This window comes from Paenarthrobacter sp. NPDC090517 (genome assembly GCF_044769165.1).
Lineage (GTDB): Bacteria > Actinomycetota > Actinomycetes > Actinomycetales > Micrococcaceae > Arthrobacter.
The window spans coordinates 153,863-179,273 of sequence record NZ_JBIVXN010000004.1 but is presented as its reverse complement, the minus strand read 5'-3'; the positions used below and the strand labels follow the sequence as shown (position 1 = coordinate 179,273).

The following is a 25,411-nucleotide window of genomic DNA, read 5'->3' as shown; positions in this document are numbered from 1 at the left end:
CTTTCCGCATTTGAGAGAATGGGTTCATGCAATCTCTCGGTGATCCGCACCCGTCCACGTCCCCCGCCGGTAAAGGCATGTTCAAGGGCTTCCGCATCGGCGGCCTGGGGATGACAGTTGTCATCATTGCTTTCCTGGTAGCCGTCATCTTTGCGGCCAACCAGAACGATGTTGTGGGCTGGGTTGTTGCCGTGGTTGCTTTCGGGTGGCTTGCCCTCGCAACGTTTGTGGTGCTGAGCATCCGCAAGGCCGCTCGGCGGGCCGGTGCCAAGCTGACCGAAGCGCAGAACGCCTTCAATGCCGCAGCCGGCCGCGCTCCGTCGTCGTCCGCTGCTGACAATGGTGGCACGCGCGTAGTTGCCGAGCGCAGCAAAGTCGACGAAGTCCGCGACCTCAAGCTGGACCACTCCTTCAAGATTGTCCAGGTGCAAGTCCGTGTTGTGGACGAGGAACGAGCCAAGGGCGCAACGGCCAACCAGGACACCATCAACCGGGCGCTGGAAACCATCGCCATTACAGCCACGAATGCGCGGGACATGATCAAGTCTTCAGGTGGCTCGGACGAGCCCGTGGCCGGCACCATCATCGACTAGAGTGGACCGGGTGAGTACGGCATTGAAGAAGGATTTCCTTCGCATCGCATCAGTTAACGTCAATGGCCTCCGGGCTGCCTACAAGAACGGCATGGCGGAATGGCTGGAGCCACGCGAGGTAGACATCCTCTGCCTGCAGGAAGTGCGCGCCCCTGACGACATCGTCAGGAAGCTGATCGGCGAAGGCTGGCACATCCTCCACACCGAGGCTGAGGCCAAGGGCCGCGCCGGTGTGGCCATCGCTTCCCGCGAGGAACCCACTGCCACCCGAGTCGGTGTGGGCGACGACTACTTCGACACGTCCGGGCGCTGGGTCGAAGCGGACTACACCGTCAGGAACACAGCCGGTGACCCCACCACCCTCACCGTTGTCAGTGCCTATGTGCACTCCGGAGAGGTGGGAACCCCCAAGCAGGACGATAAGTTCCGCTTCCTCGACGCCATGACCGTCCGCCTGCCTGAGCTCGCGAAACACAGCGACCATGCTTTGGTGGTTGGCGACCTCAACGTCGGACACACCGAGCTCGACATCAAGAACTGGAAGGGCAACGTCAAACGTGCCGGCTTCCTCCCGGAGGAGCGGGCGTACTTTGACCGTTTCCTCGGCGAAGAAATCGGATGGAGGGATGTCCATAGGGGCCTGGCAGGTAATGTCGCCGGCCCCTACACCTGGTGGTCCCAGCGCGGTAAGGCCTTTGACACTGACACGGGCTGGCGCATCGACTACCACCTGGCCACCCCGGACCTCGCTGCAGCCGCTTTCTCGGCTGTGGTGGACCGGGCGCCTTCGTGGGACACCCGCTTCTCTGACCATGCACCGCTGGTAGTCGACTACCGGCTCTAAGCTTCCTAAGGTATTGCTCCATGACTAGTTCCACCACGACTGAAACCGGCGCAGCGGCTGATGCTGCGATCGAACCGAAGCCCGTGACGTCCACCAAGCTTGCCGTTGGCGCCAAGCACCGGGTCCTGTCCGGCATGCAACCCTCCGCGGACTCCCTGCACCTGGGCAACTACCTCGGCGCCTTGGTTAACTGGGTCCGGATGCAGGACGAGTACGACGCCGTGTACTTCATTCCTGACCTGCACGCCATCACGGTGCCGCAGGATCCGGCGGAACTCGCCCGGCGCACCAGGGTTACGGCCGCGCAGTACATCGCCGGCGGCGTGGACGTGGACAAGTGCACCCTCTTCGTCCAGTCCCAGGTTCCCGAGCACGCCCAGTTGGCGTGGGTCCTGAACTGCATCACTGGCATGGGCGAAGCCGCCCGCATGACCCAGTTCAAGGACAAGGCGCAGAAGCAGGGTTCGGACCACGCCAGCGTTGGCCTGTTCACGTACCCCATCCTGCAGGCCGCCGACATCCTGCTGTACCGGCCGCACGGTGTGCCGGTGGGTGAAGACCAGCGCCAGCACGTGGAATTGAGCCGTGACCTCGCCAACCGCTTCAACAGCCGGTTCGGCGAGACCTTCCAAGTGCCTGAGGCCTTCATCCAGAAGGAATCGGCAAAGATTTACGATCTCCAGAACCCCACCGCCAAGATGTCCAAGTCCGCGGAATCTCCAGCAGGCCTGATTAACCTGCTGGATGACCCAAAGACTGTGGCCAAGCGGATTAAGTCAGCCGTTACGGACACCGAAACCGAGATCCGCTACGACCGCGAGAATAAGCCAGGCGTATCCAACCTGCTGACCATCTACTCGGCCATCAGCGGCACGCCGGTGGACAAGATCGTGGCTGACTATCAGGGAAAGATGTACGGCCATTTGAAGGTTGACCTGGCCGAACTGGTCTCCGGCCACCTGGCACCTATCCGGGAACGTGCCAACGAACTTCTGGCCGACCCCGCAGAACTCGACCGGCTCCTCGCCCTCGGCGCGGACAAGGCACGTGAAATTGCGGCCGCAACGCTCGCGGACGTCTACTCCAAGGTTGGTTTCCTGCCCTACCGCGGCGATGCCTCCCACGGAAACCAGGGAGTCCGCTAAGTCCATGTGCTCCGCTGGCCAGCTCAACGTCAAGACCGGCACCCGACAGGGTGCCGGTCCGGACGACTCCCGCCAGCCTGCTGCTTCCGGCACCGATTGCGGTGCCGGTGACACCATGTGCGTCGGCGTAATCCTCGGGTTCCCTCCTGAGATCGCCCGCGAACTCCAGGAATGGAGGGCCTCCTTCGGTGATCCGATGGCTGAGGTCATTCCCGCCCACATCACCCTGATCACCACCACACCTACCCAGGACTGGGCCGCCACCCGGGAGCACGTCAGGGAAGTCGCAAGGACCCAGGAACCTTTCGAAATCACCATTTCCGGCACGGGTTCTTTCCGCCCCATCTCGCCGGTGGTGTTCGTGAACGTAGAGGAAGGCTTCGAGGAGTGCGTGCAGTTGCACGAAAAACTCCAAACAGGTCCACTCGAGCGGATGTTGCCCTTCCCGTACCACCCGCACGTCACCGTGGCGCACGATGTCGCCCAGGAAAACCTTGACGAAGCCGAAACGGTCCTCAGGGATTACCGGGCCACCTTCCCTGTGGTTAGCATGGGACTTTACGAGCACGATACCAATGGAATTTGGCAGCTACGGGAAGAGCTCGACTTTGGCGGCGATACTGACGAAGCACAGCAAGCGAATCCAAGCCGCAGAGGCGGACGTTCCTCCGCTGCCAACTGAGCTGGCGAAACTCAAACTCCAGCTTCTCCGCAAGCGGCAGGATTGGGGGCACGCGAAGCGCGCCGGCGAGGGTTTGCCGAAAAAGGTGGGTGCATTCTTTGCACTCTTCCTCGCCAGACTGAACACCAACCGGGCCATGCGTTCCTTTCAGCACTACACCCGGCAGCACGGGCCGTTGTTGAGCGCCGGTATCGGCTTCAACATGTTTTTCTCCGTGACCGGTCTGCTCACAACCGGCTTCGCCATCGCGGGAATTGTTCTGGGCGGTAACCCCGCGCTGCAGGATGCCGTGATCGACAGTGTGGCCGCGGCTGCCCCTGGGCTGCTTCAGGTGGATGGCGGCGAAGGTTTGGTGGATCCACAATCCTTGCTCAACCCGTCGGGACTTGGGTGGACGGCCCTCATCGCAGCAGTTGTTACGGTCTTTGTTTCCCTTGGCTGGATCGCCAGCATCAGGGAAGGCCTTAGGGGTGTGATGAACGCTGATCCCTTGGTACGCAACCCGATCCTTCAAAAGCTCATCGACGCCGGCACCCTGCTGCTCCTCGGCGTCATCCTGGTCATCAGCGCAGGTGTCTCGCTCGTCTTTGGCACCGCAGCCGACTGGCTCATCGCTTTGCTGAAGCTGGACGAAGGCGTGGCCGAGCCCGTAGCCGCAACCGTCAAGATCGTTATCCCTCTCCTGCTGAACTGCGCGACGGCGGCTGTGCTGTTCCGCATTGCAGGTGGGCTGAAGCTGGGACGCCGTGCATTCCTGGAAGGCGTGGTGCTGGCGGGCGTTGGGACCACGGTCCTCCAATTCTTCAGCACTGAACTTCTGGCCCGGTCCGGCAACAACCCGGTCCTGGCATCGTTCGCCATTATCATCGGCCTGCTCATCTGGTTCAATCTTGTGAGCCAGGTGTACCTTGTCTCGGCGTCGTGGTCTGCTATTCGCGAGGCTGACACGGCGTCGGGGGAGTCCCCGCGCAAGAAAGTCCTGGGTTCGCGCCGCGTGGCGCCCCGCACCTGACAGTTCTATCCGGAGGCTGCCGTGAACAACCAACTGTGGATCGCCTGCCTGCTCGGGGCTGCAGCGGGACTCGTGGTTGGCCAGCTGATCTTCAATTCGCCCTTTCTGGGTATCCTCATTGGCGTTGGACTCGGCGCTTTGGTCGGAGCCGCGGTGGGACCCCGCCGTGGTTAACCGGCGAGGTCCCTTTGCGGTGATTTCCCATTGCGGCGATGCTATCCAGCTGCGGCGATGCTAAGGCGCCTTGACCAGCCCCTCCCATGCAACGGTCCAGTGGGCCGGGAATCCGGGTGTTTGCCGGTCCGGTCCGTTGTCCCAGCCGGCGGCCATCAGCGCAACAGCGGCCAGAAGCCCACCGTTGCCTGGCAGGTAGAGCGGGAGGGAGCCGGTTTGGCGGTTGTGCCCGTTGGGGAGGACGGTATTTTTTCCCGCGCTTAGGAGGAGCGCATCAACAGCGGCCTCCGGGTCCTCAAGTCGTGCGGCCGTCATGGCCATCACGGGGTAGTCCCAACCCCAGGTGCTGCCCCAGTCCCAGTCTGCCAGGACGTTTGAGAGGGTTCCTCGCATGATAGCCGGATCAATGAGATTAGTCAGCGGGAGGACTCCCAGGGCGCACAGCATGGATGGATGGTCCGTGCGTATGGTGAACGGTTCGACGTCGATCGCAGCGTACACGCCGTCAATCACACGTGGCGGTACCATGCCCTCCGCCACGTCCAACCATGCCTGGATTGGTTCCAGACCCAGCCGTTCCCGCCAAGCAGCAGCAGTCCGCAGGCCCCACTGCCAGTACGCCAATTCGAACGTGGGATTGGTGACCCTGGCCCGGATGGAACCGTAGCTTTCCTGCGCTGGAATCAGGGGAGGGCCCAGCTCAAAACCACGCGACGTGGGATGCGCGAAACTGGCCATGAACGCGGCAGATTCGAAGACGATCTCCGCGAACTCCTCCAACACTTCCCGGCTCGGATTGGCGCGGTACACCAGCTCGGCCAGGTGGATGGGGTGGGGCTGTTGCCAGATCAGGAAGGTACCGATGGGGCTCGGGCTTTCCCGCCCATCCGGTCCTACCTGCTTCGGCCAGCGAACGCCGTCGAATCCTTGCGCTTTCGCCGTCTGCCGTGAGGTCTCCAGCACCGTGGAGTACCACCGCAATGACGGCAGGAGCAGTTCTACTCGATTCCACTGCGCAAAGTGCGCGGCATGCCACCAGTGCATCTCCAAATGGAAGCGGCCGCGCCAAGAATTGCAGACCAGCCCGGTCTCCTGCGGCGGCAACGAACCAGAGCAATTGATCGCGGTCAGGTATTGCGACAACACGATCCTGCGTTCCAATTCCTTGGCCCTCGGATCATCTGTCGCATCAAGCTCGATCGCGCCTCCCGAAGACCAGAATGCAGGCCAATAGGCTGCAGACGCGTCCGCCACACGGAGCGCAGGAGAGCGTCCGACGCCGGAACCGGTCTGGGTGCCGGAACTCACTGCCGGTGTGGGCTCGGCGAGCCTGTTGTTGCCTCGGGGGATGCAGTCGCCGTCCCCGGCGGACCGGAAAGCAATGGAGACGTCCATGGTGGTGGCGGCTGAGGCGGGCGAAACCCGGAGCCGGTGCTGCGCAGTCTGTTCAACGGTCAGTTCGTGGCCTGTGATGACCACTTGGTAGCGGGAATCGTCCAGCTCGCGTTCAGCTGTCCATGTCGTGGCACCGTCAGGTCCGTCTGCGGAGAGGCTCGGGCCTTCGAGGGAGGTGGTGTGGCACTCCGGGTGCGTCCAGTCCGCGGCGTCATGCCATGCCTCGGACCCGTAGGGAAAGTCGACACCCACAACCAAGCCGGCAGCAAGTGCCGGCGACTCCACATGAATGCCGAGCTCATCCCGGCCGGGGTGGCATGCCGTCGTCACTGTGACGGGATGACCCGCCACTGTGAAGCGGCTGGTTACTATGCCGGTCCAGAGGTCGAGCGTTTGTTCAGTGTCAGCGATGTCATCTGGCATGAGGGGACGTTCCGTGCCGTCTTTCACCCAACGGAAGCCGATACGACCCAAATCCAGCCGGTGTGCGTTCGCCCGGAGCCACGTTTCGGCCACGGAGGTGTCGGTTTCACGGTCATTCACTATGTCTCCCACCATGTCCACGTAGGGGACCGGGCCACGGGGTGAATCGTAGAGGACGGTTGATCCGGCAAGGTCGTAGGGCTGTTGTGCTGGAACCGAGTGCCAGCCCCACTGCGATTGTGTCCCGAGAAGCGTTCCCGGCGGAAGATCGTCACGAGCTCCCACGGGGTAGTGATTGGGGAACGACTGAAGCCCGGTCAGGTCCACTGTGAAAGCGAATTCTCCGTTACCCACCGACACCGGGCTTCGTGGGTCCAAATTCTGCTGCCGGACGTTGTGTCGCCGGACCAGTGCCTTGCGATCGATGGCGGGGCCAACGGGTGCGGGAGCAGCTGAATCCAGGACCACCGTTTCCTCGAGCTCACGAAGAGGGACAAAGGCCGCCCGTTCGTCAGGGCTGTTGTTGGGCTGATGAAGGGTGAGGAACAGGCTGCCGTCCAGTGCCCGGCCGATCATGCCATGCCCGCCGTCGGTGCCCCACAGCGGTTCAGCTTCCTGGGTCCAGGGTCCCAGCACTGTGCCGGACTCGCTCCTGGCGATGCCCATGGAATAGCCCCGGTCACCAAAGCTGGACCACAGCATGATGAGCCTGCCGCTGCCTAGCCTGAACAAGAACGGGCCGTCAGTGACATACACGGAGGACTCACTCTCCCGGACTGACGGGACGTCCAGAGCACGGGCCCATGGTGCTTCGGACGCGCTGAACAGGAAGATTGGCTCACCAATGGCGTGCCTCAGGTCCGGGCTGAGGCGCTGGGCCATGATGGTGCCGTCATGGACTTGTTTCCACTCGTGGCAGAAAACCATCCACGGCGTCCCTTCATGGTCAACGTGGAGTGTGCCATCCAGGCACTCCCAATCGCGGGGTGTGACGGGACCATCGCTCCACGGCTCATAGGGACCTTCCGGCTTGTCGGCAGAAAGTACCTGCGTTCCCCGGGAACGTCCAGGAGCGGTAAAGGTGGCAAACATGAAGTAGCGGCCTTGATGCTCGTGCACCTCAGGAGCCCAGTACTGTTCCTTGCTCCAAAAACCGTCCGTTGGGCGAAAGGCCTCGATGGGGCCTTCCCACGTCAATAGGTCATTGCTCCGATAGCAGTCGAAGCCCGTGGCTGGCCCGGACCAGATGTTCTTGTCGGTGCTTCCGAAGAGCAGATATTGCCCGGATTCCTGCAGCGTGACGACGAAGGGATCCCGGATCTGGATCTGGTCCAAGTGGTAGCTCAAAGCATTCTCCTTCGTCGCAGAAATAGTTCACGGTGGAAACTATTGACGAATATACACTGCCTTGATACGTTTCAGGAACCGTTTTCTTGAGTCTGAAAGAAGCTTACCCAATGGCGCGTAAATCTCTCCGAACCATCCGCAGGTCAATAGCATTCTTCACGGCGGTAGGCCTGCTTGGCCTTACCGCAGCGTGTTCCAGCCCCACGTCCACCCAGGCCGAAGACGGCCCTGTAGAGATTCGGTTTTCGTGGTGGGGTAATGCCACCCGTGCCGAATTGACCAACAAGGCCATCAAGGAGTTCGAAGCAGCCAACCCCAACATCAAAGTGAAGCCGGAGTACGGAGACATCGGGGGCTACTTCGACAAACTGGCCACCCAAGTCGCTGCAAATGACGCCCCTGATGTCATCACCATGGGTGGTGCCTACCCGGCCGAGTACGCCAACCGGGGCGCACTTCTGGACCTCTCCAAAGTTGAAGGGTCCCTCGACCTCTCCAAAATGGACCAGGGAGCCCTGGAAAACGGTCAGGTGCAAGGCAAGCAGTACGGTGTCTCCACTGGTGCCAATGCTTTGGCCATCGTGGTGAACCCCGCCGTCTTCCAAGCTGCCGGGGTAGCCATTCCGGATGACAGCAAGTGGTCCTGGGATGACTTTGCAAAGACAGCCGAGGACGTCACTGCCAAGAGCCCCAAGGGAACTTACGGCACCGCCACTGTCCTCACGCATGACTCATTGGATGCCTTTGCGCGTCAACGGGGAGAATCCTTGTACACGCAGGACGGTCAGTTGGGACTTGGCAAGGAAACCGTTCGGGACTACTTCGATTTCTCCGTCAAGCTCAGCGAATCAGGCGCTGCCCCCAGCGCCTCGGAAACTGTGGAGAAGCTCAACGTCAGCACTGAGCAGACACTCATGGGCATGGGACAGGCCGGCATGATGCTCACCTGGACCAACTCCTTGACCGCCCTCAGCAAAGCATCAGGAGCTGAACTGAAGCTGCTGAAGCTGCCCGGCGAGACTCCCACGCCCGGCATCTGGCTTCAGTCCTCGCAGTTCTACACCATCTCCGCCCGCAGCAAGCACACAGACGCTGCCGCCAAGTTGGTCAGCTTCCTGGTGAATAACGAGGCCGCAGCCAAGATCATCCAGAGCGACCGTGGCGTGCCCAGTAATTCGGGGATGCGCACGGCCATCCAGGACCTGCTGACGCCCCAAGGAAAGGTGGAAGCGGCCTACATCGACCAGATCGGCAAGATGGACTTCGCCCCAACCTTCATCGGTCCCACCGGTTCAACCGCCGTCTCCGAGATCACTGCCCGCATCAACACCGAGGTCCTGTTCAAGAGGCTGACCCCGGAGAAGGCTGCCGAGCAGTGGCTCAGTGAAAGCAAGGCGGCCATCGGCAAGTAAGTACCCATGTAGGTCGCAGATAATGCCGTTATGAGAGCTTGTGATGTCTCAGGACTTCGTAGACAGTTCATGTCTCAGGACTCTATGGACAGTTCATGTCTCATGACTCTGTGGACACTTCGTTAGTGGGTGGGCTGTCGGGGCGTTTGCGGGGCGGGTATTTCGTTCGTTTCTTGCGGGCGCCCCGTGGGTCCGCTGCCACGCCGGAGGGTTTGCCGTTGCCGACATAGAGCGTGCCTTTGGCCGGTCTGGGGTGGGTGATGATCTCGGTGCCGTGCGCGTCGAAGAACATGATCGTGGTGTGGTCGTAGATGATGTGCACTGCGCTGCCGGCTAGGTCTTTGCCCATGTTGAAAGCGGTCCCGAGCACGGTGACACGGCCACCCTTCGTGACGCGGCGTTGTTGGCCTTGGCGCGGCTCTTGGCTAGGTGCGGCCGGTTCGGGCCGGGCGGGCGCCGGAGTTTTCGGGGTCGCATGCCAGGCTTCCTGTGGGGTTTGTTTTCCGGGCAGGGCCTGGTGTTCGCGTTCGCTGTTGTAGTACTGGTCGAAGGTATCGATCTGGGCTTGCAGGATGGCCATGGTCCCGGCTACTGACTGCTTGCGCAGGTAGCGGTGGAGGGTGAAGTGGAAGCGTTCGTTCTTCCCTTGCGTGGTCGGCTTGCCGGGTTTTCCTGTGATGGGTTCGACGCCGTGGGATTTGAGGAATTCCACGAGCGCGCCGGTACGTCCGCGGCGGCTGGGATTCAGCGCCGCGCCATTATCGGAGAGGAATCTTTCCGGCACGCCGTGGCGTTCGATGGCCAGGGACACAACGGCGATCGCGGCCTCGCTCGTTTCCCCGGTCGCGACCAGCGAGGCCAAGGCAAGACGGGAGTGGTCATCGATGAGTTGAAAGATCGCCACTTTCTTTCCGCAGGCCAGGAGCCACTCGGTAGCGTCGATCTGCCAGCACGCATTCGGCTGAGGGTAGACGAACCGTTTCTGTGCGTTGTGTGGCTTCTTCCGCGGCTCCGGGATGACGACGCCGGCCCGGGTGAAGATCCTGGCCGCCGTCGCCCTGGATGGCGGGGCAAAGCCTTTGCGGGAGAGCGTCGCGATCACCGATAGCGGGCCATAGTCGTAGCCCCCTGATTCCAGTGCCGTCCGGGTGGCTAGAAGAAGTTCAACCATCGCTGCCGCCGTCGCTGTCGGGTTTGTCAACGGAACCGGCCGTTTCGTGGCCATCGCCTGCACTGGGCCTACGATTTCAGCTTCTGCCCGGACTTTGTAGAACCAAGCCCGGGAGACGCCGTGCTTCCTGCAGAACTTGCTGACTTCACCACGAGGGGCATCGGCTGGCCACATGGCTACTGCTTGACGGACAGTCAACTTCGGGGCGGGTTTGCTCATGAAACCGAGCAAACCCGCCCCGAGTGTCTACAAGGTCCTGAGACACACTGTCCACGAAGTCATGAGACATAAGTGTCCATTAAGTCATGAGACTTCACAGCCGTTATGAGAGCTGATAACGGCATTATCTGCTACACAGTTGGGCGGGCAGGGTCATCAGCTAGCGTCGCCGACCTCGAGGTACGGGTCCGCCCAGGCGCTGATGATCCGCGCTGCCCTTGCCGCCTGGCCCTTCCCGGTGAGGAGATGCTCGCTGCCCTCCAGGGAGATAAAACTCCGGGGGTGCCGGGCAGTCCGGAAGATTTCGCTGGCGTTGTCGATTCCCACGGTGTTATCGGTGGGGGAGTGCATCACCATGAGCGGCTTGTGGAGGGTCCGGATGCAGTCGCGCAGGTCAGCGCGTTCCACATCCTCCACAAAGTGGCGGCGAACCTCCATGGGTCGTCCGCCAAGGTCCACCACCGCGCTGCCATCGCGCAGGATGGACTCGATCTCGGCGTCGAACATGTGTTCAACATGTTTGGGCTCGTAGGGTGCGCCAACCGTGACCACGGCGTTGAGGCCTGGGATGTCGCGGGCTGCGGCCAGCACCGCTGCACCTCCAAACGAGTGGCCTACCAGGAGTGATATTCCCCGGCCTTGCTCCCGCATGAAGTCCGCGGCCAGGATGGTGTCGGCTACCTTGACGCTGAACGACCCCGCAGACCATTCACCTGCGGAGCCGCCCAAGCCCAGGTTGTCGAAGCGCAGCATTCCCACACCTTGCTCAGCGAGTCCTTTGCAGATCCGGGATGCGGCTGGGCTGTCCTTGCCGAGCGTCAGGCCATGCGAGTACAGGCCCCAACCCCGGATGGGACCCTCGGGCACGTCCACGATGCCAGCCAGGGTATCGCCGGTGCTTCCCGTGAAGCTGATCTTCTCAGAGCGTGACACGCTGATCTCCTTGCGTTGCGGTGAAGGTTGTAGTGATGACCGGTTACGGCACTTGATTAACGACGACGGCGCCACCCACCATCAGTGGTGAGCGGCGCCGTCGTCGTTTGGTTCCTTTGGGGACCGGCGTAACTAGATCTTGCGGGCCAGGATGGCTTGCTTGACCTCGGCGATTGCCTGGGTCACCTGGATGCCACGGGGGCATGCTTCCGAGCAGTTGAAGGTGGTGCGGCAGCGCCACACGCCTTCTTTGTCGTTCAGGATCTCAAGGCGCATGTCACCGGCATCATCACGGGAATCGAAGATGAAGCGGTGGGCGTTGACGATCGCAGCCGGACCGAAGTACTGGCCATCAGTCCAGAAGACCGGGCAGGACGACGTGCAGGCCGCGCACAGGATGCACTTGGTGGTGTCGTCAAAGCGCTCACGGTCCTCGACGGACTGCAGGCGTTCCTTGGTGGGCTCGTGGCCCTTGTTGATCAGGAACGGCATGACTTCGCGGAAGGACTGGAAGAAGGGTTCCATGTCCACGATCAGGTCCTTCTCCACGGGGAGGCCCTTGATCGGCTCGACGGTGATGGGCTTGGTGGTGTCCAGGTCCTTCAGCAGCGTCTTGCAGGCGAGGCGGTTGCGGCCGTTGATGCGCATGGCGTCGGAGCCGCATACACCGTGGGCGCAGGAGCGGCGGAAGGAAACACTGCCGTCAATCTCCCACTTGACCTTGTGAAGGGCATCCAACACGCGGTCCGTGCCGTACATGGTCAGCTTGTAGTCATCCCAGCGTGCTTCGTCCGAGATTTCGGGATCGTAGCGGCGCACACGCAGCGTGATGTGGAAGGTGGGGATTTCACCGTCGCCTGCAACGCTTGCCGGGAGCTCGATCTTGGAAGCGGGCTCTGCCATTTCGGTCGTCATTAGTACTTACGCTCCATCGGCTCGTAACGGGTGAAGATGACGGGCTTCGTCTCAAGACGGATGCCCGCAACAGATTCCGCCGAGGAGTCGACGGTGACGGAAGTGTCCAGGTAAGCCATGGAGTGCTTCATGAACTTTTCGTCATTGCGGTCCGGGAAGTCCTCGCGGTAGTGGCCACCGCGCGACTCTTCACGATGCAGCGCACCTACGGTCATGACCTTGGCCATGTCCAGCAGGAAGCCAAGTTCCACGGCCTCCAGGAGATCCAGGTTGAAGCGCTTGCCCTTGTCCTGAACGGTGACGTGCTTGTACCGCTCTTCGAAGGAAGCGATATCGCGGAGGACCTGTTCCAGGGATTCCTTGGTACGGAAAACCTGCATGTTGGCATCCATGGTGTCCTGCAGTTCCTTGCGGATCTGCGCAACACGCTCGGTGCCGTTGCCGCTGAGCAATCCGTCCAGGATGCCGCGGGTCATTGCCTCGGGGTCCTCGGGAAGCTCGACGAAGTCGGCGGTCTTTGAGTACTCCGCAGCGGCGATACCAGCGCGCTTACCGAACACGTTGATGTCCAGCAGCGAGTTGGTGCCAAGACGGTTTGAGCCGTGCACGGAAACGCAGGCAACTTCACCGGCTGCGTAGAGGCCCGGCACAATTGTGTCGTTGTCCTGCAGCACTTCGGTGGTGATGTTGGTGGGGATGCCGCCCATGGCGTAGTGCGCCGTGGGGAACACGGGGACGGGGTCGGTGAACGGTTCCACACCCAGGTAGGTGCGGGCGAACTCCGTGATGTCCGGGAGCTTGGCCTCGATGTGTGCGGGCTCAAGGTGGGTCAGGTCCAGGAGGACGTAATCCTTGTTCGGACCACAGCCGCGGCCTTCGCGCACTTCGTTCGCCATGGCGCGGGCCACGATGTCACGGGGTGCGAGGTCCTTGATGGTGGGGGCGTAACGCTCCATGAAGCGCTCACCCTCCGAGTTACGCAGGATGGCACCTTCACCACGTGCACCCTCGGTAAGGAGGATTCCCAGGCCTGCCAGGCCGGTCGGGTGGAACTGGAAGAACTCCATGTCTTCCAGGGGGATGCCGCGACGGAACGCGATGCCCATGCCATCACCGGTGAGGGTGTGTGCATTGGAAGTGGTCTTGAAGACCTTGCCGGCGCCGCCGGAAGCGAACACCACGGACTTGGCTTGAAAGACGTGCAGTTCACCGGAAGCGAGGTCGTAGGAGACCACGCCGGCAACGCGCTTCTGCTTGTACGGGGTTCCGTCTTCGCGTACTGCGTCTTCTTCGACGATCAGCAGGTCAAGGACGTAGTACTCGTTGTAGAACTCAACGTTGTGCTTGACGCAGTTTTGGTAAAGCGTCTGCAGGATCATGTGACCCGTACGGTCGGCTGCATAACAAGCACGGCGGACGGGGGCCTTGCCGTGGTCACGGGTGTGACCACCGAAGCGGCGCTGGTCAATCCGGCCCTCGGGCGTGCGGTTGAACGGCAGACCCATCTTTTCCAGGTCCAGCACGGCGTCGATGGCTTCCTTCGCCATGACCTCGGCTGCGTCCTGGTCAACCAGGTAATCGCCACCCTTGATGGTGTCAAAGGTGTGCCATTCCCAGTTGTCTTCTTCGACGTTGGCCAGTGCTGCGCACATTCCACCCTGGGCTGCACCGGTGTGCGAGCGGGTGGGGTAGAGCTTGGTCAGTACCGCGGTGCGTGCTCGCTGACCGGATTCGATCGCGGCGCGCATGCCGGCGCCACCTGCACCGACAATGACGACGTCGTACTTATGGACCTGCATACCAGATGCTCTCTCTTTCAAAAATTCAGATGGTCGGCGGAGGCTGCTCCGCTACGTCAGGCGAACCGGTGCACTCCAGGGAGTGACCGGAAGGCGCCGCTACGGGGCCGGGCAGAAACCGCCAGGCAACTGAACGCCGTCGACGACGGGGCACGGGTTGAAGGTGAAGATCACCAGCGTGCCAAGGATGATGATGACCAGGGTGGCCGCGTAGAGGACCATCTTGAGCCAGAAGCGCGTGGAATCCTTCTCGGCGTAGTCGTTGATGATGGTGCGGACGCCGTTGGTGCCGTGCAGCATGGCAAGCCACAGCATGGCGAGGTCCCAGAACTGCCAGAACGGATCGGCCCACTTACCGGCAACGAAGCCGAAGTCGATTGCGTGGATGCCCTCGCCCACCAGCAGGTTCACGAACAGGTGGCCGAAGATCAGCACCACCAGGACGATGCCGGAGAGACGCATGAAGAGCCAGGCAATCATCTCAAAGTTGCCACGGCTGGAGCCGGTGCGGTTGTACTTCGGAGCGATCTTGCCGGAGCCGATTTTTCCGCTGCGTGGGGATTCGATGGTTGTCATGGCTTAGTGGCCTCCCAGCGCGAGGGAAAGGTGGCGGATGGCGAAGCCGGCGAACGTGACAAGCCACAGCGCAAGCACGACCCACAGCAACTGGCGCTGGTACTTCGCGCCCTTCTTCCAGAAGTCGATGGCGATCACACGCAGGCCGTTGAAGGCGTGGAAAATGATCGCGGCGACCAGGCCCGTTTCACCCAGGGCCATGAGGGGGTTCTTGTAGGCGCCAATGACGGCGGTGTAGGCCTCAGGGGACACGCGCACCAATGAGGTGTCCAGCACATGGACCAACAAGAAGAAAAAGATCACTACACCTGTAATGCGGTGTCCAACCCAGGACCACATGCCTTCACGGCCGCGATACAAGGTGCCAGCTGGTTTTGTCGGCACTGATTAAACCTTCCTGCAACACAGCGGCGCTGGCATGGGATCCACGCGGGGGGAACGCCTGCTGCGAGAGCACTCGTAGCTCACGCCTAAATCTAGGCTTCGCTAACAGCATATTCAATTTAGGACGGGCTTCTCTGCTTGTTAATTCCATGTTTCCTGCCGATATTCAGGCGATTTTCGGCAGTACCTGAGACGAACGCCACACGTGTGTCCTGTTGCGGGGGCTTGCCGCCCGGCACAGGATAAAGTGTTGCGGTGAGTACAGAAGACGCGAAATACCCGGAATCGCCATTGAACCGCTTCCATGCGGTTATTCCGGCGGGCGGTGTGGGGACCCGGCTATGGCCACTCTCGCGTGCCGCTGCGCCCAAGTTCCTCCACGATCTGACCGGTTCCGGCAGCACGTTGTTGAGGGCTACCTATGACCGCCTGGAACCACTGGCCGGTGAACGGGTCCTTGTTGTTACCGGCGAAGCGCACCGCGCCGCCGTATGCCGCCAACTCCCCGAAGTGGGGGACGACGAATTGGTGCTGGAAAGTGAGCCCAAGGACTCCGGTGCCGCCATCGGGCTCGCAGCAGCCATCCTTTACCGCCGCGATCCGGACACCATCATGGGTTCGTTTGCGGCGGACCATGTCATCAGCCCGGACAACCTGTTCCAAGAGACTGTGCGCGAGGCCATCTACACCGCCGCCACAGGGAAGATCGTCACCATCGGCATCAAGCCCACTCATCCATCTGTCGGCTTCGGATACATCCGCTCCGGTGCGGCGCTGAATGTTGAGGGTGCCCCGAACGCACTTGCTGTTGCTGAGTTCGTTGAGAAGCCCAGCCAGGAAGTGGCCAACAAGTACGTCGAAGCGGGGGACTACGTCTGGAATGCGGGCATGTTCGTCGCTCCGGTGGCTCTCATGCTGAAGCACCTCGAGGCCAACCAGCCGGAGTTGTTCAAGGGCCTCCAGGAAATCGCCGAGGCGTGGGACACGCCTGAGCGCTCGGAAGTGACGTCGCGTGTGTGGCCCACGCTGCCGAAAATTGCCATCGATTACGCCGTGGCGGAGCCCGCAGCGGAAGCCGGGGACGTCGCCGTCGTGCCTGGTACTTTCCGTTGGGACGATGTTGGCGACTTCGCCGCGATCGGCCGCCTCAACAACGCCGGCGATGTTGATGAAGTGACGGTGCTTGGTGAAGGCGCGCGCGTGTTCGCGGAAAATGCCAGCGGCGTGGTGGTTTCCGATACTAAGCGCGTCATTGCGTTGATCGGCATCAAGGACGTGGTCATTGTGGACACGCCGGACGCGCTCCTTGTTACGACCAAGGAGCATGCGCAACTGGTCAAGGGCACTGTTGATGCCCTGAAGGCCAGCGGAGACACGGACGTGCTCTAGGGCAACTGCTTATACCGTGAGCCACCTCTTTGGTTGTCCTGCGTCTGAACGCAGCGTAACCAAGAGGTGGCTTTCGTTCTTCGGGTGCCGCGCATGGCTAGAGTTGTGACGTGCGCAATTACACGACTGAAACCGAGCCCGCTCCCGTTGTGAGTCCTTGGGTTGATGAGCTGCTTCCCGGACTCATCGACTTCCGGCGTGACCTCCATGCGCACCCTGAGCTGTCCTTCAAGGAATTCCGCACTACGGACAAGCTGGTGGAGCGGCTTGAGGCAGCCGGACTGAAGCCGCGGCGCCTGGAGGAGACCGGGCTGACGGTGGACGTGGGCGAGGGCCCCATTGCCACAGCCCTTCGCGGGGACATCGACGCGTTGCCGATCATTGAGGAAACCGGCCTGCCGTTCGCGTCCAAGAACCATGGCGTTACCCACGCTTGCGGCCACGACGTTCACACCACTGCAATGCTCGGCATTGCCTTGACGCTGCAGCGGATGCACAAGAACAATCCGCTGGGCGGCACGGTCCGGATCATCTTCCAGCCTGCCGAGGAAACCATGCCGGGTGGCGCGCTGTCCTGCATTGAGCAGGGAGTGCTGGAAGGCGTACCGCGTATCCTGGCGCTGCACTGCGATCCCCGGATCAACGTGGGCCAGATCGGCACCCGCATCGGTGCCATCACCTCCGCCTCGGACACCATTAAAATTGAGCTCTCCGGCCGTGGTGGACACACGTCGCGCCCACACTTGACCGAGGACCTCGTCTTCGCGCTGGCGCAAATCGCGGTGAACGTCCCGGCTGTCCTTTCCCGCCGGGTGGATGTCCGCAGCGGTGTGTCGGTGGTGTGGGGGCAAATTTCGGCCGGCTCCGCACCGAATGCCATCCCGGGCTCCGGTTACATGGCCGGAACCATGCGTTGCCTTGATCGCGATGCCTGGCATAGCGCGGGGGAGTTGCTGGACGACGTCGTAAGGCAGGTTGCCGCGCCCTACGGCGTGGACGTCCATCTTGAACACACCCGTGGCGTGCCGCCTGTAGTGAACTCCGAGCATGAAACGGCCCTCATCGAAGCTTCTGCCCGCGCTGAGTTGGGTGAGAACGCGGTGGTCCTGACTCCGCAGTCCATGGGTGGCGAAGACTTTGCCTGGTTCCTGGCGGACCTTCCGGGGGCCATGATGCGCTTGGGCACGCATACCCCTGGCGGCGAAGAATATGATCTTCACCGCGGTGACTTCATCGTTGACGAGCGCGCGCTCGGCTACGCCATTCGCGTCCTGACCGCAGCCGCCCTCCGCACGATCCGAGACCTCGAACCGTAAACCCGACTGAGTCGCAGTTCAGGTCGTTCTGGGCTCTCAGAACGGCGTGAACTGCGACTCAGTTGGGTGCACATTGCCGGGATAGGTTGTGCGCAATTGAATTGTGCACTATCGTTTTAGGTATGAGTGATGCACCCCGCCTCCGCCATCAGGTCTGCTTTGCGCTCTACTCGGCATCCAAGGCAGCGACGGCGGTCTACCGCCCCGTGCTGGAGGACCTCGGCCTGACGTACCCGCAGTACTTGGTGATGCTGGTCCTCTGGGAGCAGGAACCGCGCAGTGTCCGCGAACTAGGTGCGGAACTGGGCCTCGACTCGGGCACCTTATCGCCCCTGCTCAAGCGGCTGGAGGCCATGGGGCTGGTGGAACGCCACCGCTCGGCCGAGGATGAGCGTCGGGTGGACGTGGTCCTCACCGACGCCGGCACCGCCTTGAGTGCCCGGTCCGAGGCTGTGCCCAAGCGTCTCGCCGACGCCGCTGGCCTATCGCCCGATGAGATCGAGCAGCTACACGCAACGCTCGGCAAACTCACGGCAGCGCTGAACAGCTCACTCTGACAAACCTCCGGAAAATCCCGGGACATCCATTCCCAAAGAGAACGGAAACACCATGAAGACTCTTTACACTGCCGAGGCATTGGCATCCGGTGAAGGCCGCGACGGCAACGCCCGCACCAACGACGGCAAACTGGACGTCGCCCTCGCCAGCCCCGTGGAGCTCGGGGGCAACGGCGAAGGAACCAACCCGGAGCAGCTGTTCGCCGCCGGCTACGCCGCGTGCTTCCACTCGGCTCTGCGGCTCGTAGGTCGCAAGGAACGCGTTGACCTCAGCGATTCGGCCGTTGCCGCCAAGATCCACTTCGGTGCGCTGACGGACAGCGAAGGATATGGACTGGCGGCCGAACTCGAAATCGCGCTGCCTGCCCTGGACCGCGGTACTGCGGAGCAGTTAATGGCCAAGGCGCACAAGATCTGCCCCTGCTCCAATGCAACGCGCGGCAACATGGCCGTAGACCTCAAGCTCGTGGAGTTCGCAGCATGAGCGCCGTGGCAACCGAAACCCGCGAAATCCAGCTTGCCTCCCGCCCGGTTGGCCGCCCTGCTCCGGAGAACTTCCGGCTGGCAACAGCGCCGCTCCCTGAGCTCTCGGACGGCCAGCTCCTGGTGAAGAACCAGTTCATGTCAGTGGATCCCTACATGCGCGGCCGCATGAATGACGTCAAGTCGTACTCGGCGCCGTTCCGCTTGGATGCAGCGCTCGACGGCGGCGCGGTAGGTGAGGTGATCGCGTCCCGTTCGGACGCGCACAAGGTGGGTGACGTCGTCGTGCATCAACTTGGCTGGCGCGAGCATGCGGTGGTGGACGCCGCCGCAACTACGCCCGTGCCCAGCGGCCTTGCCCCAACGTCGGCGTTCCTCGGTGCGTTGGGGATGACCGGCCTGACCGCCTACGCCGGTTTGTTGAAAGTTGCCGAGTTCAAAGAGGGCGACGTGGTCTTCGTGTCCGGAGCGGCAGGTGCGGTCGGCTCTATGGTTGGCCAGATCGCCAAGGCCATGGGCGCTTCCAAGGTCATCGGCAGCGCCGGATCGCCGGACAAGGTTGCCCGCCTGTTGGAGCTCGGCTTCGATGCTGCTTTCAACTACAACGATGCTCCCGTGCTGGAACAGCTGAAGGAAGCGGCGGGGGAGCGCGGCATTGACGTCTATTTCGATAACGTCGGCGGCGAGCACCTCGAAGCCGCCCTGGCCACGCTGACGGTTGGCGGGCGCGTAGCAATGTGCGGAGCGATTTCCCAGTACAACTCCACGGAGCCTCCGGTTGCCCCGCGGAACCTCGCGGTTGCCATCGGCAAGCAGCTCACCCTGCGCGGATTCCTGGTGGGCGGGCAGCGACAGCACGCCCCCGAGTTCGCGCAGAAGATGGCCGGCTGGCTGGCCGATGGGTCCGTCAGCTACGACGAAACAATCGTGGACGGACTGGAGAATGCGCCGCAGGCATTCATGGACCTGTTGGACGGCGCGAACACTGGAAAGATGCTGGTTCGCCTCTAAACCACAGGTGAAACGCGTGTGACTTGCGCACCCGGCTACTGCTTGGTAACAAAAGGTCAACAATCTGACCTGGAGTGATCATTTGTGGTAGCTGGGTGTGTTGCAGGCCACTAGTGTTGGTTTCATCAATGCGCTTCGGCGCAGCTGCGAGCATCAGTGAAAACAGAATTTCTGCCTCAGGTATAGGAAACGGACACTCATTGACCATCCGTCGTAGCGCCAATCACTTTCTTCCTGGAGGAAAATTGAAGAAACCACTGCGTGCCACCCTGAAGCGCGGTTCAATGGCCGGTGTTGCCACCCTCGGTGCAGCAGCGCTCCTGCTGACCAGCTGCGGCCAAGCTCCCGACGCCGGATCCGGCGCGGCGACCAAGAGTGACTTTACTGGCTGCATCGTGTCGGACTCCGGCGGATTCGATGACCAGTCCTTCAACCAGTCTTCGTTCGAAGGCCTCAAGAAGGCGGAGTCTGATTTGGGCATCACGGTAAAGTCGGCCGAATCCAAGGCCAACAGCGACTTCGAAACCAACCTCAACGGCATGATCTCCGCTGGCTGTAACCTCACTGTCACCGTTGGCTTCCTCTTGGGCGATGCCACTAAGGCCGCCGCGGAAAAGAACGCCGACAGGCACTTCGCGATCGTCGACTACACGTACGAGACTCCGATCGCCAACGTCAAGCCGATTGTCTACGACACGGCACAGGCGGCATACCTCGCAGGCTACGCAGCTGCCGCAACATCCAAGACCGGCAAGGTGGGCACCTTCGGCGGCATCAAGATCCCCACGGTCACCATCTTCATGGACGGCTTCTACGATGGCGTACAGGCCTACAACAAGGCCAAGGGCAAAACCGTCCAGGTTGTTGGCTGGGACAAGAACACCCAGGACGGTTCGTTCACGGGCGACTTCGAGAAGCAGGACACGGGCAAGCAGGTCACCATCAACCTGCTGGACCAGGGCGCGGACATCATCATGCCCGTAGCCGGACCGGTTGGTAAGGGTGCCGGCGCTGCGCTGAAGGAAGCCAAGGCAGCCGGCAAGGACGTCAAGCTCATCTGGGTTGACTCTGATGGCTACCTCACCGCGCCCGAGTACAAGGACCTGATGCTGACCTCCGTGGTCAAGCAGATGGGCGAAGCCGTTGAAGCCGTGGTGAAGGACGACACGGAAGGCAAGTTCAACAACGAAGCCTACGTCGGCACGTTGGAGAACGATGGTGTTGCCATCGCTCCGTTCCACGATCTCGACTCCGCTGTCACCGCTGAAACCAAGTCCGAGCTCGATGCCCTGAAGGCTGACATCGTCTCCGGCAAGCTGGTTGTCGAGTCGGCAGCGAGCCCCAAGAAGTAAAACAATTCCTGGACGCGCCGCCAGTACCGAGCACCGGTACTGGCGGCGCGTTTTTGCCCTGACTACGCTGGGCCTCAAAGCCAGTGGCTTTGGAGCAGTACAGCCGTCCCTCGGACTCACAGAACGGTGGGAGTTGTGAAACTCGAATTGAAGGGGATCTCGAAAGCCTTCGGGACCTTCTACGCCAACCAAGACATCGACCTCGTGGTCGAATCCGGCCAGATCCATTGCCTCCTCGGCGAAAATGGTGCCGGCAAATCAACCCTCATGAACGTGCTGTACGGGCTGTACGAGCCCACAGCCGGGCAGATCCTGGTGGATGACCAACCGGTCAATTTCCGCGGACCCGGTGACGCCATGGCGGCCGGCATCGGCATGGTGCACCAGCACTTCATGCTGGTCCCCGTCTTTACAGTGGCGGAAAACGTTGCCCTCGGCGCTGAACCGACCACTTTTGGCGGTGTGCTCAGCATCGACGAAACCCGGAAGAAAATCCGGGCGATTTCCGATCAATACGGCTTCGACGTCGATCCTGACGCACTGGTGGAGGACCTCCCCGTGGGCGTCCAGCAGCGGGTTGAGATCATCAAGGCGCTGGTGCGTGAGGCAAAAGTCCTCATTTTGGACGAGCCCACGGCCGTGCTGACGCCGCAGGAAACCGATGAGCTCCTGGACATCATGAGGCAGCTCAGAGCCGGCGGCACGTCCATCGTCTTCATCTCGCACAAGCTGCGCGAAGTGAAGGCCGTTTCGGACGTCATTACCGTCATTCGCCGCGGCAAGGTGGTGGGAGATGCGCCTCCCACGGCCTCAGCCACAGAACTGGCCTCCATGATGGTGGGACGCCCGGTTAGCCTGAGCCTGAACAAAGCTCCCGCGCAGCCCAAGGAAACCACGTTTGTGGTGGAAAACCTGACGGTCCGTGCGGCCAACGGTACCAATGTGGTGGACGGAATCAGCTTCGACATCGCCCAAGGTGAGATCCTCGCCGTCGCCGGTGTCCAAGGCAATGGCCAAACGGAACTGACCGAAGCCATCCTCGGTGTCCAAGAGCATGTAACCGGTTCCGTGACCCTTGATGGCAAGCAACTGCTGGGCCTTCCGGTCAAGGACGTCCTGCGCTCCGGCGTCGGGTTTGTTCCGGAGGACCGGACGGTAGACGGGTTGGTTGGGCCGTTCTCCGTGGCAGAGAACCTGGTCCTGGACCTTTACGACCAAGCACCCTTTGCCAGTGGCATCAGCATGAAACCTGCCAAGGTTGTGGAGCACGCGAAGGCCAAGATCGAGGAATTCGATATCCGGACTCCTTCCGCGGCATCGGCTGCCGGAACGTTGTCCGGCGGCAACCAGCAGAAAGTGGTCATGGCCAGGGAACTGTCCCGGCCCTTGCGGCTGTTTATCGCGAGTCAGCCCACACGCGGCGTGGATGTCGGTTCCATCGAGTTCCTGCACAAGCGCATCGTTGCCGAGCGCGACGTCGGAACGCCGGTCATGATCGTGTCCACTGAACTTGATGAGGTCGTTGAGCTCGCCGACCGGATTGCCGTGCTTTACAAAGGCAAGCTCGTGGGCATTGTCCCTGCTGGAACACCCCGCGACACCCTTGGCTTGATGATGGCCGGCGTCGGCCCTGAAGGAGGCCCCGATGACAACTAAAGACGAGTCAGGCAAAGACCAAACACCCGAGGAATCCACCTCCGAAGTGCGGGCGGCAGACGTCGCGCTGGACACCGCCGGAGGGACGCTTGAACCCTCCATAGTGCCTGTTTCCTCCCAAAGCGGGGACCCGGGACACCAGCAAGGCAGCCTCATGCGCCGGATCGTGATGGGCAGCGGCTTTGTCTCCGTCCTGGCGGTCATTGTGGCGCTGTTCCTCGGCGGCTTGCTGATTGCCAGTACGGACGCCCAGGTGGTCAAAACCGCAGGTTACTTGTTCGCACGCCCCACGGACTTCCTGAGTGCCTTGTGGACAGCCATGACCGAGAGCTACGTTGCACTCTTCCAGGGCGCTGTGTTCAATCCACGTGAAGGCTTCAAGCCCTTACTCGAAACAATGACCGTGGCAACCCCGCTGATCTGTGCCGGCCTTGGTGTCGCACTGGCATTCCGCGCCGGCTTGTTCAACATCGGCGCCCAGGGGCAGATCATCATCAGCGCCACTCTCGCTGCCTACGTAGGGTTCGCCTGGCACCTGCCGTTCGGACTGCACCTGCTGGTGGTCATCATCATGGGCGTCTTGGGCGGTGCTCTGTGGGGCGCCATTGTGGGCATTCTCAAAGCCCGGACCGGCGCGCATGAGGTCATCGTTACCATCATGCTGAACTATGTGGCCTTGTTCTTGCTCGACTTCCTGCTGAACACTGCTGCTTTCCGGCGTCCGGGGGACAACAGCCCCATTTCGCCGCGCCTCGATGAATCGGCAACGTATCCCGTCCTGATCCCGGGATCCCGACTCCATGTGGGCTTCCTGGTGGCAATCGCGCTGACCTACGGTGTGTGGTGGCTGCTGAACCGATCAACCATCGGCTTCGAGTTCCGTGCCGTCGGTGCCAACCCCGTCGCAGCGCGGACCGCCGGCGTCAAAGTCTCCCGCGCCACCATCCTGGTGATGGCCATGGCCGGCGCCCTCGCCGCGTTCGGTGGTATTGCCCAAGTGGCCGGTACCGAAAAGGTGCTGACAGGCGGCGTTGCTGCCCAGATCGGCTTCGACGCGATGACTGTTGCCCTGTTGGGACGCAGTACACCGTGGGGAACGTTCTTTGCCGGACTGCTGTTCGGAGCTTTCCGGGCAGGCGCAGTGCAGATGCAGATCCAGACCGGGACGCCCATTGACATCGTGCTGGTGGTGCAATCGCTGATTGTGCTCTTCATCGCCGCGCCGCCCCTCATCCGTTCGATCTTCCGGCTTGAGCCCAAGAAGAAGAACAAGAACAAGACACCGAAGGCGGCCCCCAAAGCTGCCCTTGCCAACGCCACCGGAGGTGCCAAGTGAGTGCGACAACCACCGCTCCCAAGTCGGGATCAACGGCCCTGCCAGCGTTCCGGCCTTCCATGAAGGTTCCGCTTTCGCTCGGCATCCTGGCGCTCATAGCCTTGGTCTTCTTCGGCTTCCTTGGCCCGGACCAGACAGCCGAGATGAAGATCAGCGACGCCGGCGACGCCGTTGCGGTCCCTGCCCTGATGATTCCAGGGCAGGTGGGCGGAATTGTCCTCGGCATCCTGCTGCTGGCCATGGCTGCCTACTCGATCTACCTCTGGACCCAAGGAGAGCGGTCGCCCAAGTGGCTGCCCATCGCGTTTGCAGTGGTGTTCGTGTTCGCCTTGCTTGTTTGGATCGTGGCAGGCGCCCGCCAGCCCTCCATCTCGCTGGCCGGCCTCGTTGCCGGCTCGGTAACACTGGCAGTGCCACTGGTCTTCGGCTCGCTCTCCGGCGTGCTCTGTGAGCGTGTGGGCGTTGTGAACATTGCCATCGAGGGACAACTCCTGGGCGGAGCATTCACTGCCGCCCTGGTGGCCACCATGACGGGGAGCCCGTACATCGGCCTGATTGCAGCCGCTGCGGCAGGTGCTGCCGTGTCCATGGTCCTGGCCGTGTTCAGCATCAAATTCCTGGTCAACCAGCTCATCGTCGGTGTGGTTTTGAACGTGTTGGTCTCCGGCCTCACAGGCTTCCTGTACGGCACCTTGATGGTGCCCAACAAGGAGCAGTTCAACACCCCGGGCCGGTTGGACATCCTGCCGATCCCGCTCCTTTCGGACATCCCCATCATCGGGCCCATCCTGTTCGAACAGTCCATCGCGGGCTACCTCATGTATATTGCGGTGGCCGTGGTGTGGTTCGGTTTGTTCAAGACCCGCTGGGGTTTGCGGGTCCGCGCCGTCGGTGAACACCCGCAGGCTGCTGACACGTTGGGTATCAACGTCAACGCGACCCGTTTCTGGAACGTCACGTTGGGTGGTGCCATCGCGGGTATTGGTGGCGCCGTCTTCACACTGGTGACCATTGACTCCTTCACCAAGGACATCTCCGGCGGCCGTGGTTTTATTGCCTTGGCTGCGCTGATCTTTGGGCGCTGGAACCCGATCGGCGCCTTCCTGGCCTCGCTGCTGTTCGGCTTCGCCTACAACCTGCAGTCCATCTTGGGCATCATCGGTACCCCGGTACCGAGCCAGTTCATGGCCATGCTGCCGTACCTGGTGACCATTTTCGCCGTCGCCGGTCTGGTGGGTAAGTCGCGGCCACCGGCCGCAAGCGGCATACCGTACGTGAAGGGTTGAC

General features: G+C 61.8%; 23 protein-coding genes and 1 pseudogene. 16 read left to right on the top strand and 8 right to left on the bottom strand.

Annotated features, from left to right (window positions below; genetic code table 11):
* Positions 1–26 precede the first annotated feature (26 nt).
* From ACIQTW_RS14395 to ACIQTW_RS14370, 6 genes are all read left to right on the top strand, one after another.
* A complete protein-coding gene (locus ACIQTW_RS14395) occupies positions 27–593 on the top strand; it encodes a hypothetical protein (protein ID WP_402937927.1) in 567 nt (188 codons plus the stop codon).
* Positions 594–603: 10 nt separating this feature from the next.
* Positions 604–1,437 carry an exodeoxyribonuclease III gene (locus ACIQTW_RS14390; RefSeq protein ID WP_402937924.1) on the top strand — a complete coding sequence of 278 codons (834 nt, stop codon included), beginning with the start codon at positions 604–606 and terminating at the stop codon, positions 1,435–1,437.
* Between the two features lie 20 nt (positions 1,438–1,457).
* Entirely contained in the window at positions 1,458–2,582 is a 1,125-nt protein-coding gene (gene trpS / locus ACIQTW_RS14385; RefSeq protein WP_402937922.1) for a tryptophan--tRNA ligase, read from the top strand.
* A 4-nt stretch (positions 2,583–2,586) separates the two neighbouring features.
* Positions 2,587–3,264, top strand: a complete 678-nt coding sequence (locus ACIQTW_RS14380; protein WP_402937919.1) for a 2'-5' RNA ligase family protein — start codon at positions 2,587–2,589, stop codon at positions 3,262–3,264.
* A gap of 85 nt (positions 3,265–3,349) precedes the next feature.
* A complete protein-coding gene (locus ACIQTW_RS14375; RefSeq protein WP_402938462.1) occupies positions 3,350–4,276 on the top strand; it encodes a YihY/virulence factor BrkB family protein in 927 nt (308 codons plus the stop codon).
* 21 nt (positions 4,277–4,297) lie between these two features.
* Positions 4,298–4,450 (top strand): hypothetical protein, encoded by a 153-nt coding sequence (locus tag ACIQTW_RS14370; protein ID WP_017197830.1) that lies wholly within the window; start codon positions 4,298–4,300, stop codon positions 4,448–4,450.
* 60 nt (positions 4,451–4,510) lie between these two features.
* On the opposite strand, the gene ACIQTW_RS14365 is transcribed toward ACIQTW_RS14370, so the two are convergent.
* Positions 4,511–6,694, bottom strand: coding sequence for a hypothetical protein (locus ACIQTW_RS14365; protein ID WP_402938460.1), 2,184 nt, complete (start codon positions 6,692–6,694; stop codon positions 4,511–4,513).
* A gap of 105 nt (positions 6,695–6,799) precedes the next feature.
* Positions 6,800–7,603: pseudogene (locus ACIQTW_RS14360) on the bottom strand (glycoside hydrolase family 43 protein); the annotation flags it as partial.
* Positions 7,604–7,725: 122 nt separating this feature from the next.
* Between ACIQTW_RS14360 and ACIQTW_RS14355 the strand changes: the two are divergent.
* Positions 7,726–9,027 carry an ABC transporter substrate-binding protein gene (locus ACIQTW_RS14355; RefSeq protein ID WP_402937916.1) on the top strand — a complete coding sequence of 434 codons (1,302 nt, stop codon included), beginning with the start codon at positions 7,726–7,728 and terminating at the stop codon, positions 9,025–9,027.
* Positions 9,028–9,127: 100 nt separating this feature from the next.
* On the opposite strand, the gene ACIQTW_RS14350 is transcribed toward ACIQTW_RS14355, so the two are convergent.
* The 6 genes from ACIQTW_RS14350 to sdhC form a co-directional block, all read right to left on the bottom strand.
* On the bottom strand, positions 9,128–10,417 hold the full coding sequence (locus ACIQTW_RS14350) for a DDE-type integrase/transposase/recombinase (RefSeq protein ID WP_402937913.1): 1,290 nt from the start codon (positions 10,415–10,417) through the stop codon (positions 9,128–9,130).
* Positions 10,418–10,573: 156 nt separating this feature from the next.
* Positions 10,574–11,350, bottom strand: a complete 777-nt coding sequence (locus ACIQTW_RS14345; RefSeq protein WP_402937910.1) for an alpha/beta hydrolase family protein — start codon at positions 11,348–11,350, stop codon at positions 10,574–10,576.
* 132 nt (positions 11,351–11,482) lie between these two features.
* Positions 11,483–12,265 (bottom strand): succinate dehydrogenase iron-sulfur subunit, encoded by a 783-nt coding sequence (locus tag ACIQTW_RS14340; protein ID WP_011773975.1) that lies wholly within the window; start codon positions 12,263–12,265, stop codon positions 11,483–11,485.
* The gene (gene sdhA, locus ACIQTW_RS14335; protein ID WP_017197834.1) at positions 12,265–14,064 is read right to left on the bottom strand and encodes a succinate dehydrogenase flavoprotein subunit; all 1,800 of its coding nucleotides are present in this window, start codon (positions 14,062–14,064) and stop codon (positions 12,265–12,267) included. The genes ACIQTW_RS14340 and sdhA overlap by 1 nt, the downstream gene beginning before the upstream one ends.
* Positions 14,065–14,163: 99 nt before the next feature.
* Positions 14,164–14,640 carry a succinate dehydrogenase hydrophobic membrane anchor subunit gene (locus ACIQTW_RS14330; RefSeq protein WP_026542860.1) on the bottom strand — a complete coding sequence of 159 codons (477 nt, stop codon included), beginning with the start codon at positions 14,638–14,640 and terminating at the stop codon, positions 14,164–14,166.
* A 3-nt stretch (positions 14,641–14,643) separates the two neighbouring features.
* Positions 14,644–15,024: a succinate dehydrogenase, cytochrome b556 subunit gene (sdhC, locus tag ACIQTW_RS14325; RefSeq protein ID WP_011773978.1), complete on the bottom strand. Its 381-nt coding sequence runs from the start codon at positions 15,022–15,024 to the stop codon at positions 14,644–14,646.
* Between the two features lie 255 nt (positions 15,025–15,279).
* On the opposite strand from sdhC, the gene ACIQTW_RS14320 reads away from it, so the two are divergent.
* From ACIQTW_RS14320 to ACIQTW_RS14280, 9 genes are all read left to right on the top strand, one after another.
* The gene (locus ACIQTW_RS14320) at positions 15,280–16,413 is read left to right on the top strand and encodes a mannose-1-phosphate guanylyltransferase (protein ID WP_017197836.1); all 1,134 of its coding nucleotides are present in this window, start codon (positions 15,280–15,282) and stop codon (positions 16,411–16,413) included.
* A gap of 110 nt (positions 16,414–16,523) precedes the next feature.
* The gene (locus ACIQTW_RS14315; protein WP_017197837.1) at positions 16,524–17,729 is read left to right on the top strand and encodes an amidohydrolase; all 1,206 of its coding nucleotides are present in this window, start codon (positions 16,524–16,526) and stop codon (positions 17,727–17,729) included.
* Between the two features lie 122 nt (positions 17,730–17,851).
* Positions 17,852–18,286 (top strand): MarR family winged helix-turn-helix transcriptional regulator, encoded by a 435-nt coding sequence (locus tag ACIQTW_RS14310; RefSeq protein ID WP_402937905.1) that lies wholly within the window; start codon positions 17,852–17,854, stop codon positions 18,284–18,286.
* Positions 18,287–18,338: 52 nt separating this feature from the next.
* Positions 18,339–18,770, top strand: coding sequence for an organic hydroperoxide resistance protein (locus ACIQTW_RS14305; RefSeq protein ID WP_402937902.1), 432 nt, complete (start codon positions 18,339–18,341; stop codon positions 18,768–18,770).
* The gene (locus ACIQTW_RS14300) at positions 18,767–19,780 is read left to right on the top strand and encodes an NADP-dependent oxidoreductase (RefSeq protein WP_402937899.1); all 1,014 of its coding nucleotides are present in this window, start codon (positions 18,767–18,769) and stop codon (positions 19,778–19,780) included. Before ACIQTW_RS14305 ends, ACIQTW_RS14300 begins: the two co-directional genes overlap by 4 nt.
* 113 nt (positions 19,781–19,893) lie before the next feature.
* The gene (locus tag ACIQTW_RS14295; protein WP_402937898.1) at positions 19,894–21,132 is read left to right on the top strand and encodes a BMP family protein; all 1,239 of its coding nucleotides are present in this window, start codon (positions 19,894–19,896) and stop codon (positions 21,130–21,132) included.
* 135 nt (positions 21,133–21,267) lie between these two features.
* On the top strand, positions 21,268–22,788 hold the full coding sequence (locus ACIQTW_RS14290; protein ID WP_402937895.1) for an ABC transporter ATP-binding protein: 1,521 nt from the start codon (positions 21,268–21,270) through the stop codon (positions 22,786–22,788).
* Entirely contained in the window at positions 22,778–24,124 is a 1,347-nt protein-coding gene (locus ACIQTW_RS14285) for an ABC transporter permease (RefSeq protein WP_402937892.1), read from the top strand. The genes ACIQTW_RS14290 and ACIQTW_RS14285 overlap by 11 nt, the downstream gene beginning before the upstream one ends.
* Positions 24,121–25,410: an ABC transporter permease gene (locus tag ACIQTW_RS14280; protein ID WP_091466067.1), complete on the top strand. Its 1,290-nt coding sequence runs from the start codon at positions 24,121–24,123 to the stop codon at positions 25,408–25,410. Before ACIQTW_RS14285 ends, ACIQTW_RS14280 begins: the two co-directional genes overlap by 4 nt.
* Position 25,411 lies beyond the last annotated feature (1 nt).

Coding starts and splice junctions, on each gene's coding strand:
- ACIQTW_RS14395 (WP_402937927.1), top strand. CDS start 27: ATGCAATCTCTCGGTGATCCGCACCCGTCCACGTCCCCCGCCGGTAAA.
- trpS (WP_402937922.1), top strand. CDS start 1,458: ATGACTAGTTCCACCACGACTGAAACCGGCGCAGCGGCTGATGCTGCG.
- ACIQTW_RS14380 (WP_402937919.1), top strand. CDS start 2,587: ATGTGCTCCGCTGGCCAGCTCAACGTCAAGACCGGCACCCGACAGGGT.
- ACIQTW_RS14355 (WP_402937916.1), top strand. CDS start 7,726: ATGGCGCGTAAATCTCTCCGAACCATCCGCAGGTCAATAGCATTCTTC.
- ACIQTW_RS14350 (WP_402937913.1), bottom strand. CDS start 10,417: ATGAGCAAACCCGCCCCGAAGTTGACTGTCCGTCAAGCAGTAGCCATG.
- ACIQTW_RS14340 (WP_011773975.1), bottom strand. CDS start 12,265: ATGACGACCGAAATGGCAGAGCCCGCTTCCAAGATCGAGCTCCCGGCA.
- sdhA (WP_017197834.1), bottom strand. CDS start 14,064: ATGCAGGTCCATAAGTACGACGTCGTCATTGTCGGTGCAGGTGGCGCC.
- ACIQTW_RS14330 (WP_026542860.1), bottom strand. CDS start 14,640: ATGACAACCATCGAATCCCCACGCAGCGGAAAAATCGGCTCCGGCAAG.
- ACIQTW_RS14310 (WP_402937905.1), top strand. CDS start 17,852: ATGAGTGATGCACCCCGCCTCCGCCATCAGGTCTGCTTTGCGCTCTAC.
- ACIQTW_RS14305 (WP_402937902.1), top strand. CDS start 18,339: ATGAAGACTCTTTACACTGCCGAGGCATTGGCATCCGGTGAAGGCCGC.
- ACIQTW_RS14300 (WP_402937899.1), top strand. CDS start 18,767: ATGAGCGCCGTGGCAACCGAAACCCGCGAAATCCAGCTTGCCTCCCGC.
- ACIQTW_RS14285 (WP_402937892.1), top strand. CDS start 22,778: ATGACAACTAAAGACGAGTCAGGCAAAGACCAAACACCCGAGGAATCC.